This window comes from Polyangiaceae bacterium (assembly GCA_020633205.1).
Taxonomy (GTDB): Bacteria; Myxococcota_A; Polyangia; order Polyangiales; family Polyangiaceae; genus JAHBVY01.
This window is the reverse complement of record JACKEB010000020.1, coordinates 331,752-348,051: the sequence shown is the minus strand read 5'-3', so window position 1 is coordinate 348,051 and position 16,300 is coordinate 331,752. Positions and strand designations below refer to the sequence as shown.

12 protein-coding genes and 1 tRNA gene are annotated in these 16,300 nt (G+C 63.4%); 10 read left to right on the top strand and 3 right to left on the bottom strand.

Annotation, left to right across the window (positions count from 1 at the left end; genetic code table 11):
* Nucleotides 1–325: 325 nt before the first annotated feature.
* The gene (locus tag H6718_32665) at nucleotides 326–994 is read left to right on the top strand and encodes a response regulator transcription factor (GenBank protein ID MCB9590211.1); all 669 of its coding nucleotides are present in this window, start codon (nucleotides 326–328) and stop codon (nucleotides 992–994) included.
* A complete protein-coding gene (locus H6718_32660; protein MCB9590210.1) occupies nucleotides 966–2,093 on the top strand; it encodes a 4-hydroxythreonine-4-phosphate dehydrogenase PdxA in 1,128 nt (375 codons plus the stop codon). Before H6718_32665 ends, H6718_32660 begins: the two co-directional genes overlap by 29 nt.
* A gap of 283 nt (nucleotides 2,094–2,376) precedes the next feature.
* On the opposite strand, the gene H6718_32655 is transcribed toward H6718_32660, so the two are convergent.
* Complete coding sequence (locus H6718_32655) at nucleotides 2,377–3,201, bottom strand: alpha/beta hydrolase (protein MCB9590209.1); 825 nt, start codon at nucleotides 3,199–3,201, stop codon at nucleotides 2,377–2,379.
* A gap of 47 nt (nucleotides 3,202–3,248) precedes the next feature.
* Between H6718_32655 and H6718_32650 the strand changes: the two genes are divergently transcribed.
* From H6718_32650 to H6718_32625, 6 genes are all read left to right on the top strand, one after another.
* Nucleotides 3,249–5,327 carry an N-6 DNA methylase gene (locus H6718_32650; protein MCB9590208.1) on the top strand — a complete coding sequence of 693 codons (2,079 nt, stop codon included), beginning with the start codon at nucleotides 3,249–3,251 and terminating at the stop codon, nucleotides 5,325–5,327.
* Nucleotides 5,328–5,554: 227 nt separating this feature from the next.
* A complete protein-coding gene (locus H6718_32645; GenBank protein ID MCB9590207.1) occupies nucleotides 5,555–5,953 on the top strand; it encodes a PPOX class F420-dependent oxidoreductase in 399 nt (132 codons plus the stop codon).
* A gap of 33 nt (nucleotides 5,954–5,986) precedes the next feature.
* Nucleotides 5,987–8,047, top strand: coding sequence for a hypothetical protein (locus H6718_32640; protein MCB9590206.1), 2,061 nt, complete (start codon nucleotides 5,987–5,989; stop codon nucleotides 8,045–8,047).
* Between the two features lie 112 nt (nucleotides 8,048–8,159).
* On the top strand, nucleotides 8,160–8,648 hold the full coding sequence (locus H6718_32635; protein ID MCB9590205.1) for a hypothetical protein: 489 nt from the start codon (nucleotides 8,160–8,162) through the stop codon (nucleotides 8,646–8,648).
* A gap of 689 nt (nucleotides 8,649–9,337) precedes the next feature.
* Nucleotides 9,338–11,659 (top strand): DUF1588 domain-containing protein, encoded by a 2,322-nt coding sequence (locus H6718_32630; GenBank protein ID MCB9590204.1) that lies wholly within the window; start codon nucleotides 9,338–9,340, stop codon nucleotides 11,657–11,659.
* 15 nt (nucleotides 11,660–11,674) lie between these two features.
* Entirely contained in the window at nucleotides 11,675–12,982 is a 1,308-nt protein-coding gene (locus H6718_32625; protein MCB9590203.1) for a DUF1501 domain-containing protein, read from the top strand.
* A gap of 84 nt (nucleotides 12,983–13,066) precedes the next feature.
* On the opposite strand, the gene H6718_32620 is transcribed toward H6718_32625, so the two are convergent.
* Nucleotides 13,067–13,139 (bottom strand) — tRNA-Ala (locus H6718_32620).
* Nucleotides 13,140–13,303: 164 nt separating this feature from the next.
* A complete protein-coding gene (locus H6718_32615; GenBank protein ID MCB9590202.1) occupies nucleotides 13,304–13,801 on the bottom strand; it encodes a hypothetical protein in 498 nt (165 codons plus the stop codon).
* 152 nt (nucleotides 13,802–13,953) lie between these two features.
* On the opposite strand from H6718_32615, the gene H6718_32610 reads away from it, so the two are divergent.
* Nucleotides 13,954–14,745 (top strand): phosphate/phosphite/phosphonate ABC transporter substrate-binding protein, encoded by a 792-nt coding sequence (locus H6718_32610; GenBank protein ID MCB9590201.1) that lies wholly within the window; start codon nucleotides 13,954–13,956, stop codon nucleotides 14,743–14,745.
* Between the two features lie 70 nt (nucleotides 14,746–14,815).
* Nucleotides 14,816–16,225 (top strand): serine/threonine protein kinase, encoded by a 1,410-nt coding sequence (locus tag H6718_32605; GenBank protein ID MCB9590200.1) that lies wholly within the window; start codon nucleotides 14,816–14,818, stop codon nucleotides 16,223–16,225.
* The last annotated feature ends 75 nt before the right edge of the window (nucleotides 16,226–16,300 follow it).

Genomic DNA, 16,300 nt, shown 5'->3' with positions numbered 1-16,300 from the left:
TTCTCTCTTACGGAAAGTTACCTGATCGAGGACGGCAAACTAACTGCACCGCTCAAGGGCGTGAACCTTATTGGCAACGGTCCCGAAACACTCGGCCAGGTAAGCATGCTGGGCAACGACGTAGAGATCTCCGACGGGATCTGGACATGCGGTAAGGATGGCCAGAGCGTTCCGGTGGGGGTCGGTTGTCCAACCATTAAGCTAGCGAAGATTACAGTTGGCGGAACGGACATCGGCTGAGGCCAAGGCTCAGCGGACCAAAACTTTCGTGGCCGTAGTAGGCCATGGTCCGCTGTTGGAACGTGAGGACGGTGCGGCGGCAACCCTGCGGCAGCTGGGCGCCAACGTGCGTACTCTCGATTTGTGGGATGACCCGGTCAATCTGATCGAGGACGACGACGACGAGAACAATGTGCGCCCACGCGCGCTGGTGTTCGAGGCGCTCGACCGACCCGATCTGGCCGTGGCTGCCCTGCGCACCGTGAGAGGAGAGGCGACCTTCGACAGTGTTGGCGCCCTGATCGCTGTGACCGTCGGTCAGGTGGCGCGCATCGAGCCTTCGAGCGGCTTCGATGATTTCGTGTTGCACCCGTACGTTCCTGAGGAGCTTTACGCGCGCATTCGAGCGCTCGAGTGGCGCCGCAGTGAGTTCGCGACGGAAGAGCGACACAAGGTCGGGCCCATCGTGATCGACAAAGCCGGTCACGAAGTCAGCGTGCAGGGTCGACCAGTGCAGCTCACCGCGAAGGAGTTCGCGTTGCTCGCCTATATGTGCGAGCGGCGTGGCAAGGTGCTGAGTCGCGATCATCTGCTCGCGCGGGTCTGGGGCAATCGCTACGACGGCGGTCCGCGAACGGTGGATATCCACGTGCGGCGGCTGCGCGCGAAGCTCGGAGACGCATTGCCTCTCGAGACGCTGCGAGGTTCGGGGTACAAGCTGCGTGCTCCAACCGGTGACGACCCCGATGATCTCGAAGAGGACCTCGAAGAATGAAACGCGCGGCCTAAAAGCCGAGCGCAAGCAACGAACAGCGCCGCAGCCGGGTGAGAGCCTGCCTGCGGCGTTGGTCATTTCCGTGGGGTGCCCCGCTGGCATCGGGCCCGAGGTCGCCGTCGCCGCCGCCTTCAAGCGCTCGAAGTCCAAGCAAGCAGAGCCCTGCGTCTTGGTCGCTGACCGAGGGACGCTGGAGCAAGCGTGCCGTTTGTTGGGGGTGAGGGAGAGCTGCCTCACCCCGATGGATCCGTCTATCGATCTCGCGGCGCTGCGCGCTCGCAAGTCGGGGCAGCTGTGGTTCTACGATCCAGGCACTAAAGTCGCCGCCAAGGACCGCAAACCAGGTGCCCCCTCCAAACAATCCGGCAAAGCGCAGCTCGCCTGGGTCGAGGCGGGGTACGCGCTGACGAAGCGCCTTGGCAAGGCCGCGCTCGTCACCGGGCCTGTCAGCAAGGCGGCTATCGCCGCCTCCGGCACCCCCGGCGCCGAGCACTTCCTCGGCCACACCGAGTGGCTTCAGGCGCTGGACGCCGCGCCATCCAGCGTCATGTGCTTCGCCGCCGACAAGCTCACGACGAGCCTCGTCACGACCCACGTACGCGTACAGGATGTCTCCGTGCAAATCCGCGAGGAATCAGTCGCGGAGTCGATCCTTGCGCTCGCGGAGCTGGTGCAGGCGCTGGGTAAGGCCGAGCCGGTGCTCGCGGTGTGTTCGTTGAATCCTCACGCCGGCGAGAGCGAACTCTTGGGTGACGAGGAGCGCACCGCGATTCTGCCGGGCATGCAGCGCGCGAAAAAGCAGCTCGGCCGGCGCGTGAAGCTCGTGGGTCCGATCGGCGCCGAGACGGCATACCGTAAGGCGCTGAGGGGCGACTACGCTGGCGTGGTGGCGATGTATCACGACCAAGCTACCATCCCGATGAAGCTGGTGGCGTTTGGTGACGCGGTAAACGTTACTGCCGGGTTGTCCATCGTGCGCACCAGCGTCGATCATGGCACTGGCTATGACATCGCCTGGCAAGGCATCGCCGACCCCGACGGCATGCGCGCGGCGCTCGACCTTGGCGCGGCGCTGGTGGAGCAGCGGCGCAAAGCGTAGTTTGTTTCCGTACGGGATTGGTCGCCTACTGAACCCGACCGGGCCGCTTTGATGTTGGAGTTTGGGAACCGCCAAGGGCGCCAAGGACGCCAAGGGGTTGGGCTCGCGACTCAGCGTGCTGCGCGGGACGTATCAAGCGGCGGGAGACGTGATTGCGGACGCCGTGCGGTGCGTATCAAGCGGCGACAGACTTTCGCCGGCCGGATCGGGCCTTATCCCAAGAATTCTTGGCGCTCTTGGCGTCCTTGGCGGTTCAAATCCGAGAATCAAGGACGCGCCACCGTTAGCCGTGAGCGAGCTCACTAGTGAGGATCTCGAGTAGGCCTTCGGGGTTGTCAGCGTGGACCCAGTGACCGGAGTTGGGCAAGTCGTGGAGTGTGACTCTTGCAGCCTTCGGCAGAGCTAGCGCTCGCTCCGTGTCCTGTTGGCTGAAGCGGTCGCTGTTTAGCGCGCGCAGGAGGTGGATGTCCGGTGTGCCTCTGCGCGCTTCGAGCCATGGCCACATATCCTGCTGGAAATAATCTTCGAGCAGTTCGCCCACTACGTCTAGATCGAATGCCCACTCGTAGACGTCACCCTCGCGCTTGAGGTTCGTGGTCATCCAGCGCGCGATCCCCGTGGCGATGCCGCGGCTCTCCATGGCTTGTAGCATGGCCTCTCGGCTCGAGAAAGGCGTAGCTAACGCGCGGAGCGTTTCGTAGACTCGCCCGACCTCGCCCCCTCCTGCGTCGCGTTTGATACCGGGGGTGGAGTCGAGTGCCCAGGATTGTCTCAAACCCTGCGGAAACATTTCGGCGTACATCAATGCGACTTTGCCACCGAATGAGTGGCCAATCACAACGTCCGCGTGCAGGCGTAGATTCCGCAGCGCAGAGTCGACGTCTTCCACGCAAGTACGCACGGTGTGCGGTCCACCCTTGCTTCTCGCGTAGTCCGCTGAGTCACCGTGCCCGCGCAGATCGAACAGGACAACACGCGTGCCCGGCAGCTGCTCGACGAGTCGGCGACCCAGGCCTCGCAGGTTTCCCCCGGAGCCGAGGATGCCATGCAGCAGGACGATGCAGCGTGAGGCGCTGGATGGGCCAAGGAGCGTGGAAGCGAGCTGCATTAGGTGGGTACTAGTCGTGAAAGCCGTTCCCTTCAACACGCTGCGGCTTGAACACGCTGCGGCTTGGTGGCGATCGGCTCGAGGCCTCGACGTCCCTCGATGGCTGGACTATCGAACAGCTCGTGTCGAGCGCTCAGCCCACTGCCATCTCGGATGGGCCACTGCGTGGCTGGCTCGGCTGTTTGGAGCGCGCGGCGAAGCGGATAGGTAGAAGCCCGGAAGTCTGGGCCAACTGGGCGCTGGTTTGGCTTGGCTCGGCGCTCGCCGCGCGCCGAGGACTCGTGCCCTCACCCCCCGATCCCGATCCGGGGCCGCTCGAGTGGTTAGACACAGCGCGCTCTGTTTCTGCTTTGCGGGGTGCGCGGCTGCTCGCGCGAGAATTCGACGCGGAAGTCATCGCTGCGCTTGATGGAAAATCCTTGAGGAAATGTAAGGTGGCGCTAGAGTCGCTGCTGGACAGCGACTCCAGCGTGGAGCTGCTCGGCAAGTTGCACGAGCGCCTGCTCGAGTGGGATACGACGGGTGACAAGCGTCGGCGGAGTGGCAGCTTCTACACGCCGCCGGAGGTGTGCGCTTTGATCGCGAAGCGGGCCATCGAGCGGCCGGACGCGCCCCTCAACGAGCTACCAAGGATCTGTGATCCCGCGGTAGGTGGCGGCGCGTTCCTCCTCGCGTGCCTGCGTCGCCTGGCACCCGACCCCGAGGATAGGGAGCGGCGGTTGGCCGTGGTGGCTCGACTCCTTGGGGTGGACCGATCGGCGCGCGCGCTGGCGGTCGCCGAGTTCTCCCTGTGGTTGGAGCTAGGGCAGTCATCGTTGGTGGTCGCCGAGCTGCCGCTGAACTTGCGCAGCGGGGATTCGCTGGAGATCGATCTAAAACCACGTGGAAATGTGTATGGCTGGGCGTGGAGCACGCTGGCGCCTCACGGGTTCGAGCTGGTCATCGGCAATCCTCCCTGGGTCGCCTTTGCAGGACGCGCGGCTCAGCCTCTCGGAGTCGCATTGCGGAAACGCTACATGAAGCACTTCCTCGCGTGGCGGGGCTACCCCACGCTTCATGGCTTGTTCGTGGAACTGGCGACGAAGTTGGCCCCCCGGGGTCGAGTCGCGTTGCTCTTGCCGAGTCCTGTGGCGGACCTCGACGGGTACCGCGCGGTGCGTGAGGTCGCGACCGCGCACCACCGCTTGATGCTTCCGCTACCCGAGCTCGGCAGCGACGCATTCCCCGGCGTGACCCAGCCTAGCTTTGGACTCTTGCTCGAGCCGGACGACTCCGCCACAGCTTGTGGGGAGGCCTGGAAGCTCGTCGAGCGTCAGTCCCGTGCAAGCGCGGCAAGTGAGCTGAGCAAACCACAGGTGCTGCAACGCCTGGCGGAGCTTCCGACGTTGCCAGCAGCGTGTTTTGGGGAGCGCGGCTTCCAGAGCGCTGGCGAGATCAGCCGCTCGCTGTTCCACCGAGGAAACGCCCCACACGAGGGTTTCGTGCTAGGCCTCCTGGAGGGCAGGGATGTACAAGAGTTTCGCTTGGGTCCGACGCGACTGTTTCTGAAACCAGACGCGCAGGTGTTGGCTCGCTGCCGAGCAAAGCTCAGGGCCCCCGAGGCCTACGCCGAGGTCGCCTTCGTCGTCCGTCAGACTGCGACTCACCCAATCGCGGCGTTGCACGACGGTCGCTATTTTCGCAACACCTTGCTCGCCGGGTTCCCCAGCGAGGGACTTTCCGCCGAGTTGCTCGTGGGCCTACTCAACTCCGCATTGTATCGCGCGCTGCACGTCGTCGAAAATCGCGACGTCCGCCAGAAAGTATTTCCGCAGGTAAAGATCAGGCAGCTCCGTGCCTTGCCAATGCCGCCGGAGAACCAGGAGTTGCGAGGAGGCATTGAGGCACTGGTGAAGCGCGCTTCGCAGTCTGATGCCGAGGCGCTGGGCGAGCTTGGTCAGTCTCTGGACGCGTCGGTGTTCGCACTCTTCGGACTTACGAGTGCAGAGCGGGAGGAGGTCCTGAGGTTCCTCCACGACGTGACTCCGCGGGCGCTCGCGGCTCGCCGCTCAGCCCGAGAGTTCGCTGGGCAGATCGCCCACGAAGGTGAGCAACGTGGCGAGGATTGCCACCACTCCGATCCCTAACAACATCATGGTTACCTCCTAGAGCGACGGGGTTGCCTGGAAGTTTGAGCCTGCCAAATCCTCCCGCAAGCGCTGCGCACGGCTCGTGACGGACCTCTGACGCGTTGCAGATACGGTGCTCCGAGTAGGCGAATTCAGGGGGGATCCGCGTCGCGCTGATTTCCACGCACCGGCGGTTCCATCAGGGGATTGACCCACCGCCACGCTTGTCCAAGTGATCCGAGTCTATGGCTCAAATCCCCGACAACTTTCAGGACCTCCTAACTCAGAAACAGGCCTTCGCAAACCTCGCGACGGTGATGAAGGACGGCACGCCCCAGGTCACGCCGGTGTGGGTCGACTTCGATGGCACCCACGTGTTGATCAACACGGCGGCTGGTCGCTTGAAGGACAAGAACATGCAGGCGCGCGATCAGGTCGGCATTTCAATCAGCGACCCGGAGAACCCGTATCGCTACCTAGGCATCCAGGGAAAGATTGTCGGCCGAACGGAGGAAGGCGCTGACGAGCACATCGATAAGATGGCGATGCGCTACATGGGCAAAGAGAAGTACCCGTTCCGCACCGAAGGCGAGGTGCGCGTGCTGTACAAGATCGAGCCGCTCAAAGTCCACACCATGGGCTGAGCGAAGCGCTCGCCGCGCTGGTACCCTGGGGGGGTGACGCGCGAGTTCTGGAGATTGGGGATCGGGGTTCCCCTCGCTTGCGCGTTGCTGGCCTGCGGTGAGCAGTCCGGGCAGAGCGGGGACCCCGCACCAAGTGCGAGTGTTGCCGCGCGCTTCGATCTCACCCGCCTCAGATCCCACGAAGAGCAGCTGCGTCAGGGGTTGGAGCTGTCCAAGCTGAGCGGCGCCGATGTGGCTTCCGGCCCTGACCCATACCGCCTCATTGTCTTGCAGTCCGGCGGCCTTGCTGGGCTGCTGCGCGGTCGCGACCAGCTGGTGTTGTTTGATGCCGCAGGGAAAGAGGTTGGGCGCTTCGCGACGCCCCATGCTCCCACTGCGATGGCTGAGGGGGAAGGTGAGTTGCGGGTCGTGTCGGAGCTTCGGCGGGAGCTCTGGAGCTACGACTTGAGCAAGCGAACCGGTGGAGACACGAAGCGGGAGGCGGTGCGCAAATATCGCTTGAAGTCCCCTGTAGCGCTGCGCGGCTTGGTGCGCGCCGGAGCCCACTGGTACGCGACGGACGAGCTGTCTGGGAGCGTTGTACGACTCGACGCGGGCGGCGAGGATATCGCACTGGTCAAGGTCGCCGATTGTCGTGGGGCTCTCGACGTTCGTGCGACGCAGAACTGGCTTGGTGTCAATTGCCTGCTTGAGCATCGCATCAAGCTGTTCCGGCTTCCGATGAACCGCGCGCTGACTAGCGACGTCACGCCCCAGACGCTGGAGAACCAGGGGCCGTTTTGGACCTTCGAGCTCTGGGAGTCGCACCAGGCGTTGAACGTCGTCGCCAGTGGTGTGGAAGACGCGCCGCTAGACCGCACGATCGGTTCTTTCGGGAACATCGACTCTTATATGTATAGTTTCCGCGTGGATCAGCGCGCGACAGCGAGGACATCGGCCGTCAACGTCTCTGCTAGTGGCGCGGTGCTCCCGAAGGCGATCTGGCTTGGTCCCGAAGAGGCAGGTGCGCGTAGCGTGGCGTTTGCCGGGTTCGCGACCAGCGGTGTTTTTGAGATGAGTTGGAATGCAGCGGGATTGAGCGAAGCTCACCTGGCGGTGCCCAGCTTGCCTCCGGGAACCAGCGACTTGGAGCGTGTTGGGGGTGGCTTCTTGGCAGCTAACTCGCTCTTGGACGCCTGGGTCGGGAGTGGCGCTGACGGCGCGTTGTATTACCGTGAGGAATCAGGGCGTGGCGATTCCCGCAGCGCTAGCGTCCGTCTTGGTGAAGCCCTGTTCTTCACCAACCTGATGGCGCCCCACAACCGGAGTGCTGGTAAATTGAGTCGCTTCACTTGCGAGACTTGCCACTTCGAGGGTTATGGTGATGGGCGCATCCATGCCACGGGGCGCGGCGAAATCACCGCAACTACGAAACCGCTGCTAGGACTCGTCGGTAACCGCCCCTACTTCACGCGGGGGCTAGATCGAGATCTAGCTCAGATGGTGAACAACGAATTTCGGGTTGCGGGCGCGAACTCAGGTGCCTCGCCGATCTTCGGGGTGCATACAGAAGACTGGAGTTGGCTCGCGAAGCTCGGTGTGGAGGAGCCCGAGCTCGACCCGGAACAGCTGCGCGAGGCGCTGCTCGACTTCTTGGTTCACTTCAACCATCGCCCAAACCCCATCTTGGCGGAGCGGGCTCGGGGAGACGGATTGACCACGCCGGAGACGCAAGGCGCTGCGTTGTTCGCCGAGCACTGTGCCACTTGCCACGGGGCTCGGTTGGACGCTTCGGACCCCAAGACGGAGGTGCCCACGGCCAAGTGGCCAAGCGCGCTGCTCGAGCAGCAGCCGATCGTGTGGGCGAGCGTTGGATACAAAAGCACTGGGGTCGAGCCCCGGGTCCATCCGGAGGGCGCGCGTCCTTCGTCGCTTCGCAGGCTCTACAAGAAGGCGCCCTATTTCACCAACGGCCAGGCGCCGGACTTGTCGACGCTGCTAGCGCAGTGTGGCTACGGGGCCGGACGCTTCCTGCATCTAGGTGTGCCCCAAGACGGTAAGCGTTTCAGCGCTGAAGAGCGCTTGGCGCTGGAGCAGTTCTTGCGGCTGTTGTAGGTCATCTCGGCTGGAGCAGCCTCCAGGTGTACCCGTGCAGGATCCTCATTCTTCCCGTCCAGTTCATGAGCGTCGACCGATTCGGCGGAGCCTGATCCTCGGGGCGCTTTGCATGCTGGTAGCGCTGGGCGCGGGCGTCGCGTTGACAGTGAAGATCCGGGTCGAGCCAACCCCCACGGCGGAGCGCGACCCGGCGGCTGAGCAGGCGTTACCTTGGCTGAAGCGGGTTGCACAGAACTGCGAACGCTACGATCGGGCGGAGCAAGAGGGGGAGCGGGCTCAGGCACTGAAGGACAACGCCAGGCTCGTGGCCTCAACGGTCGTGGCGTCTGCGCGGGGCCGCTTGGAGTCGAAGCGTGTGAGCTCCGACGGGAGCCAGATCCTGTTTACGCTCGCGGTGGGGAGCGCGAAATTCAAGCCGAGCCTGCTTCACCCCATCCATGCGGATACCGAGATGTTCGAGCGTATTCAGCAGGCGCAGATCGGCAGCTGCCTTCAGTTCTCCGTGCGCACCTTGACTGCCGCCTCGATCCTCGAGCGCAGCAAAGTCTGCGACAAGGACTACTTCGCCGACTTCGCGGTGATTGAGCCTTGCCACTGATGCAGACAGGTTGAACCAGCTGGGGAAGCCGCTCGTGTCTTCGTGATTTGGCGCTGCGAATGACGCGTTTCGCCCAGCTCGACGCGCGCAGCAGCGATGCCACACGCCGCTCCCCGGCGGAAACGTCGCACGAGGCGGTAGAAATCCAGATGACGTGCGACTTTTTTTCTTCGCAGAACCACGGCGGTCGTCGCGACGATCGGGGGCGTACCACGGCGGTTGGGGGAGGTACCCCACACCCGCCAAGTAGCCACACCGGCTCGATCCAGCGAAGAAACGTGATGTTGGAATGCCTATGGAAGTTGGCACGTAGTCATCAGCCCACATCGTTCGGCTCAACCCACTGGTCGGCTTGCGCACATCGCCCCACTTGGTGTGTCGCCGGGCCGTGAAATCGGGTTTGATCTAGCGGGGGTTTCCCCATTACCTTCTCATTATCACGCGGGAACGATGGCTCGGTAGGAGTATCCGAGCGGAAATAGCGTTGCGCCTCCCCCGGGCGCGAGAGATTGTTGATGCGCCCCAAGGGCGTGGCTGAGCGCCGGTGTGGTTGCCTCTGGCGCTGAGGTACGTGCGTTTTTCGCGACCTGCATTCGAAGTAGAGTTCCTGCGATTTCCCTCCCAAAGCGCGCCCAGGTTGGCGCGAGACCCGAGTGGCTCTGGTCTTTTGCCATGAACGAGGATTCGAAATGACGACTCCAAAGACACGCACCCGCGTAAGACTCGCCTCGTGCTTGACGATGCTCGTTGGGGCTGGCCTGCTGGCCGGCGCCACGGGTGGCTGCTCGAGCGCGTCTGACGAAGAGACTGCCGGCTCCGGCGCGTGCTTGAGCAATCGGGCCTTCTTCGCACAGAAGGTGTGGGGGCCCGTGGTCTCAAAGACTTGCATCAACTGCCACTCTCCGGATGGCGTGGCGGTGGAAGAGGGGGCGGAGTTTCAGCTCCTGCCACCTGGCTACCCGGGGTTCTTGGACACGAACATGAAGGCGATCGCGGAGATGTCCAAGATCGAAAGCGAGGGTAAGTCGGTCGTGCTGCGCAAGCCGCTTGGCGAGCTGGACCACGGCGGCGGCGTTCAGCTGGCACCGGACAGCAAGGAGTACAAGGCTCTCTCCGAGCTAATTCAGCGCTTCCAGCAGGCAGAGAGTTGTCCAGAGTCTGCCGCCGCTGCGAGTTTCCCCGACGTTCAGCTGCTCGGCGAACTTGGGACTTTCCGCAAGGCATCGCTGCAGCTCACCGGGCGCCTGCCTTCCGCCGACGAAATAGAAGAGCTGCGGGCGGGTGGCCTGGACGTGCTACCTGGGAAGTTGGACGCGCTGTTCGATGATCCGGCGTTCTACGACTGGCTGAAGCTCCAGTACAACGACATGTTCCTCACGGATCGGTACCTTGGCTACAACGGCTACGCGCTGAACATTCTCAACGACAACCAGTTCCCCTACGCCAGCGACGCCTACGACAACTTCACGGACGAGGAGAAAGCCAAGGCGAACCGAGCGGTCGCTCGGGAGCCCCTCGAGCTCATCGCGTACATCGTGAAGAACGATCTCCCGTTCTCGGAGATCTTGACCGCCGACTACACGATGATGAACCCGTATTCGGCGCCGATGTACAACGCGCAAGTCGAGTTCAACAACCCGACCGACGACACGGAGTTCAAGCCGGGCCATATCCAGGCCCAGTTGGAAAGCGGCATGGTGGCGTGGCCGACGGCTGGCCTCCTCACCTCACCGATGTGGCTGAACCGCTTCCCCACCACGCGCACGAACCGCAACCGGCATCGCGCCCGCATGGTGATGAAGTTCTTCCTGGCGACTGACATCCTGGCCGTCGTCAATCGTCCCATCAACGCGGACGAGACCGCAAAGTACCAGAACCCTACGCGCGACGATCCGACCTGCACTGGTTGTCACCGCCAGCTCGATCCCATCGCGGGGGCGTTCCAGAAGTTCGACGAGAACGATCAAGAGAAGTACGTGCCGGACCAGTCTTGGCATGCCGAGATGTTTCCCCCGGGATTCGGCAAAGAGGACATGGAGACGAGCGACTTCGGGAACGCGCCTGCGTGGCTCGCCGAGCGCCTAGTCAAGGATCGCCGCTTCCCGCTGTCTGCGGTACACACCATGTTCAAGGCCCTTACTGGGCACGAACCGCTGGCTTACCCGGCGGATTCCGAAGCGACGAACTTCGCCGATCAGCTCAAAGCCTGGGAGGCACAGGACGCCACGTTCCGCGCCATCGTCGACAAGTTCACCGAGAGCAATTTCAACCTGAAGACGGTGATCCGAGAGATTATCCTTAGCCCCTACTATCGGGCCACGGATGCCTCCTCGAGTGACGCCGCTCGTCAGACGCAGCTCTCGAACGTGGGCACTGCCCGTTTCGACTCGCCGGAGAGTCTGGCCGAGAAGATCACCGCCGTCACTGGCTTCCCTTGGACGCGCGGTTGGGACACGAACCAATACCTCAAGTCGGACTACAAGATTCTCTACGGCGGGATCGACTCGGACACCGTTACCCAGCGGCTCAACGCGCCCAACGGAGTCATGGCCAACGTCGTCTGGCGCATGGCGAACGAAGTATCCTGTGCTTCAAGCGCGTTCGACTTCACGCTGTCGCCAACGGACCGATACCTCTTCCCCTACGTCGAGCCGTCCCAGGCGCCGGAAACCGAGAGCGGGGACGCCGTTCCCGACGCGGTGGCTGACATCAAGAAGAACATCCAGTACCTCCACGCGCACTTCCTCGGGGAAGACCTTGCGCTCGATAACACCGAGATTCAGCAGACCTATCAGCTCTTCTACGAATCCTGGAAGGAAGGCGTCGGGAAGGTTCAAGGAGGCGACCTGGACAAGGGCCTCGAATGGCGGTGCCGCGCACGCACCGATCGGTTCACCGGCGCGGACCTGCCTGAAGGACAGCGCCTGGAACAGGACGAAAACTACGTGATTCGCGCCTGGATGGCGGTGATCACCTACCTCTTGGCGGACTACAAGTTCCTGCACGACTGAAGGAGCGAGATGACCATGCAACGACGAAGCTTTTTGCAAGCTGCAGCGGCCGCAGGGCTCGCCCTTACCGCTCCCTCCATCGTCTCACGCGCTTCCGCGGGGGAACCGTTCGCGGGACCTTTCTGGATCCTCGTGCACGCCGGCGGCGGCTGGGATCCGACCTTGATGTTCGATCCCGTCATCAGCGCCGACCACACGCGGTCGTACACACAGCTCGGCAAGCTGGGGAACATCCCCTTCGCTCCCACCACGACGGAGCTGACCGAGCTGGGGTGGGATAACACCGAGAACCTCAACTGGATCCTGTCCAACGAAGCGTTCCTCACCAAGTACGGGAGCAAGCTCACCGTCTTCAACGGTGTGGACACCAAGACAAACAACCACGACAGCGGCACACGCAGCATCTGGAGCGGTAAGACTCAGGAAGGATATCCGTCCCTTGGAGCCTTGGTCGCCGCGAACAAGGCACCTGGCGCGCCGATGGCGTTCTTGAGCAGCGGCGGATACGACGCGACGGAGGGTCTGATCGGGCTGACTCGAGTGTCGAGTGTGGATGCGTTGACCCGCATCGCTCGGCCCAATCAGGTGGACGTCAACGACCCCGAGTCATCGCTGTACCACACCCCTGAAACCTGGGGACGCATCGCACAATATCAGGCAGATCGAGCCCAGCGCCTTCGCAGCTCGGCCAACCTGTTGCGCAAGCAGCAGGCGATCTCCGCGCTCGAGCTGGCGCGAGCCGGCGACGGAGAGTTGTCAAAGCTCCAGCTGCCGGACTCACTGGTGGATATCCCTTCGAACGATCTGAACGACCTCGAGCGCTTCATGCAGCAGGGACAGATCGCGATCCATGCCTTCAAGAGCGGGCTCGGCGTCAGCGCGTCGCTCGGTCTCGGCGGCTATGACACCCACGCGAACAACGACCAAAGCCAGCGTCGCCAACAGGCCAAGCTGCTCGGCGGGATTGACTATCTGGTCAGCTACGCGGCTCAGCAGGGCTTGGCGGACAAGATCATGGTGCTGGTCGGGTCCGACTTTGGCCGCAGCCCGTACAACGACCGCGATGGAAAAGATCACCACCCCATCTCGAGCTTCTTCTGTATGGGCCCTGGCATCGCCGGCGACCGAGTGATCGGTGCGACCACTGCGGAGCGCCTCCCCCAGGCGGTCGACCCAAGCTCGCTTCAGACGGTCTCGAGCGGCGGCACGGTGGTGACTCCCGCGCACATTCAGCGCGCTCTGCGCCGGCTCGCTGGAGTCGCCGAGTCGGACATCTCGGCGCAGTTCCCCTTGGAGGGAACGGACCTGCCCTTGTTTGGTTGAACCGTCCTGAACAAAGCAGCAACGCCTGGGTCGACGACCCAGGCGTTTTGCTTTCTGCTCACCTTTTGGTGAACTTCCAAGTTGTGGAGCCGAGGGGGATCGAACCCCTGACCTCAAGACTGCCAGTCTAGCGCTCTCCCAGCTGAGCTACGGCCCCGAAAGGGAGGCGGACTCTGACACGCATCATCAGGCTTGGCGAGTCCTTTTTTGGCGAATTCGCGCTCGGGAGGCGCGGACAAACGACAACTCGCCGCCCACGGATCGCGGGAGTTTGCGCCCTCTCAACCCACGTTCGCTTCCGACGCTGACGGGCGCGTGGCCTCAGTGACCGTGGCCGTCGCCAGGGCCATGCCCAGCCGCGGGGCCTCGCCCGGTGCCCCGGCCGCTACCATCACCGCGGCCACGACCTTGGCCACTGCCTGGAACCGCGGCGCCCCCGGGCGCGCCGGGTCCACCCGGAGCACCACGCAAGCGCAACTGATCGATCAGCTTCTGCGCGGCCGCACGGGCTTGTTGTGGATCCACCTGCTGTCCGGGATTGGGCGGGGCGCTGGGTTGCGCGACCTGTGCGGTCGCGGCTTGGGGCGCTTCTGCGGCTGGGGCCTCGGCTACAGCCGCTTCCGGCTTGACGAGGTTTTTCGGACCTTCATCAGTGGCAATCACATAGATCCCAGCGGCCAAGAACAACGCACAGCCCAGCAGCGACAACCAGCCCGGGGTGCGGGGTTCGTCGCTGTCCAGCTCGTCTACGTGTTCATCCGCGTGTTCGTCATCGTGACCCGCGTGCTCGTCGTGATCTGCGTGCGATTGAGCTGACATCTTTTCTCCGCTCGTCGCTAGCGCGGGCGAGCCAACGTTTCTCTATTGGCGCCCGCGCGTCGGGTCAAGCGTGGTCGATGACCCACGATCGCCTCTGCATGTTTCCCTCCCCGTCTTTCAAAGCGACTCCATGGAGCTGTAGGATACGCCCCGTGACCACGCTCTCGATTGGTGTTGTCGCCGCGGATGATCGTTCGGTGGACGCCCTGCGGGAGTTCGCGCACGCGCTAGGGAGCAGCACGGGACTCACCATCCAGACGGTGGTCGCCGCCAACAACGTCGAGTTGGTTCAGCGGCTTGCCGACGCCGAGATCGACGTAGCTTGGGCTCCGCCACTCGTCGCACTGGAGCTTCAACAGCGGCGCCTCGCCGAGCCATGGCTAGTCGTCCAGCGCGGCTTCAGTACCGGCTATCACTCCGCCGTGTTCGTCCGCTCCGACTCGGACCTCAAGACCGTGGACGAGCTGCAAGGGAAACGCGTCGCGTGGGTCAACCGCGATTCCGCATCGGGCTACGTTGCCCCGAGGTGGCGGTTGCGTGGTCTTGGCTTCGACCCGGACAAGCTGTTCGGGGAAGAGCGGTTCCTGGGGGACCACCTGAGCGTCGCGCGGGCTGTACTCGATGGCGGCGTCGACGTCGGTGCCACCCACATCGCAGTGGATCCCAATACGGCGCAGTTGCGCTCGGCTCCCTGGTTGGAAGTAGGAGCCAACGCCAGGGACATTCGCGTGATCGTGCTGATCGGCCCCATTCCGGGCGACGTGATCGTAGGTGCCAGCCGGCTACCTACGGCTGTCCGCCAACGCTTTTCTGCGGCGTTGCTCGCCTTACCCGCATCGGCCCGACCGTACGCCGAGGCCATCTTCCAGGCGCACCGCTTCGATCCTGCTCCGCGCAATCATCTAGAGCTGCTCAAGGGCCTCGCCCAAGATGGCAAGCGCTGAGCCCTGCAGTTCTTGACCCTGCGCCGCCAGGAACCCTAACCTGCCTCAGGGCGCGGAGCCCAATCACCACATGGCACAGCAGCAACAGCGCTATCGCGTCGTCCAACGCATCGCGGCGGGCGGAATGGCCGAGGTGTTCCGCGCCGAGAGCGCGGGCCTCGAAGGCTTCAAGAAGAAGGTCGCGATCAAGCGCGTCCTGCCTCACCTCTCGGAGAAGAAGCAATTCATCGGGATGTTTCTGGATGAAGCGCGCCTGAGCGCTCATCTGTCCCATTCGAACTGCGTTCAAGTCTTCGATATTGGTGTCGGCGACAACACCTACTTCATCGTCATGGAGTTCGTGGATGGCGCCGACCTCAAGGCGACCATCGAATACACGCGGAAACACTACCGCACCTTCCCCGTGGAAGAGGCGGTGTCCATCTGCGTGAAGATCTGCGAGGGTCTCTCCTACGCCCACGAACTCAAGGACGACAACGGTGAACCTCTCACGATCGTTCACCGCGACATGTCGCCGCCGAACGTCCTGATCACCCGCTATGGCGAGGTGAAGATCGTGGACTTCGGTCTCGCGAAGGCGAACAGTCAGCTCGAGCACAGCGAGCCCGGCATCATCAAGGGCAAGTTCAGCTACCTTTCCCCTGAAGCCGCTCTCGGCCACGCGGTGGACGCTCGAACTGACATCTTCGCCGTCGGCATCATCCTTTGGGAGATGCTGGCCGGTCGACGGTTGTTCCTTGGGGAAACAGATCTCGAAACGGTTCGACAGGTCCAGGCCGCGAAGATCCCGAGTATCCGCGAGCTGAACCCCAACGTATCGCCCGAGCTCGAGCAGGTGCTGCTGGCGTCCCTGGCGCGCGATCCAGCGGTTCGCTACCAGACGGCAAGGGATCTGGGACGCGACCTCAACGAGATCCTGTTTCGCTCGGATCGCGCGGTATCTGCCTTCGATATCGCCACCTTGGTCCAGCAAGTCATCGACGCGCGCGACCAAGAGAAGCAGGCGCGTCCGAAGGACAAGGCATCCATCATCGGGGAGCTCATCGACGATGCGCTGTTCGAGTTCACCTCACTAGAGGAAGGCAGTGAAGGCGACCGCAGCACCGCGGGCGACCTCGGCGCTGCTCCGCTGAATCTCGGCTCGTTCGAGAACGTCGGGGATTGGGCTTCGGACCTCGAAGACATCGCCGGCAGTCTGCCGCCCACCTCCTTCCAAGAGGGCAACTTGGCGGCGCTCGAAGACGAGTCCACGGCGCCACCTGCGGCCCGACCATCGAATCCAGGGGCACCCGCAAAGGCAGCGGCACCGCCACCAAGACCTCAAGCGCCGGCGCCAGTGGCTCCGGCACCAGCATCTGCACCCGTTTCCGCACCACAACCTCCCCCAAAAGGTAAAGGGGGCCTGATCGCATTCATCCTGGTAGTGCTCGTCGCTGCCGGAGCTGCGGGGGCCTACTTCAGCGGCAAGCTGCCGATCTGAGCCCCCTACCTCGCGGAAACAACTGATCGGGCATCCCTGTGCTCCTCCTCGTTTGGGGGTGAGGAGCACCGGTGC

Coding starts and splice junctions, on each gene's coding strand:
- H6718_32635 (MCB9590205.1), top strand. CDS start 8,160: ATGCTGGTAGCGCTGGGCGCGGGCGTCGCGTTGACAGTGAAGATCCGG.
- H6718_32645 (MCB9590207.1), top strand. CDS start 5,555: ATGGCTCAAATCCCCGACAACTTTCAGGACCTCCTAACTCAGAAACAG.
- H6718_32615 (MCB9590202.1), bottom strand. CDS start 13,801: ATGTCAGCTCAATCGCACGCAGATCACGACGAGCACGCGGGTCACGAT.
- H6718_32625 (MCB9590203.1), top strand. CDS start 11,675: ATGCAACGACGAAGCTTTTTGCAAGCTGCAGCGGCCGCAGGGCTCGCC.
- H6718_32630 (MCB9590204.1), top strand. CDS start 9,338: ATGACGACTCCAAAGACACGCACCCGCGTAAGACTCGCCTCGTGCTTG.
- H6718_32660 (MCB9590210.1), top strand. CDS start 966: ATGATCTCGAAGAGGACCTCGAAGAATGAAACGCGCGGCCTAAAAGCC.
- H6718_32605 (MCB9590200.1), top strand. CDS start 14,816: ATGGCACAGCAGCAACAGCGCTATCGCGTCGTCCAACGCATCGCGGCG.
- H6718_32655 (MCB9590209.1), bottom strand. CDS start 3,201: ATGCAGCTCGCTTCCACGCTCCTTGGCCCATCCAGCGCCTCACGCTGC.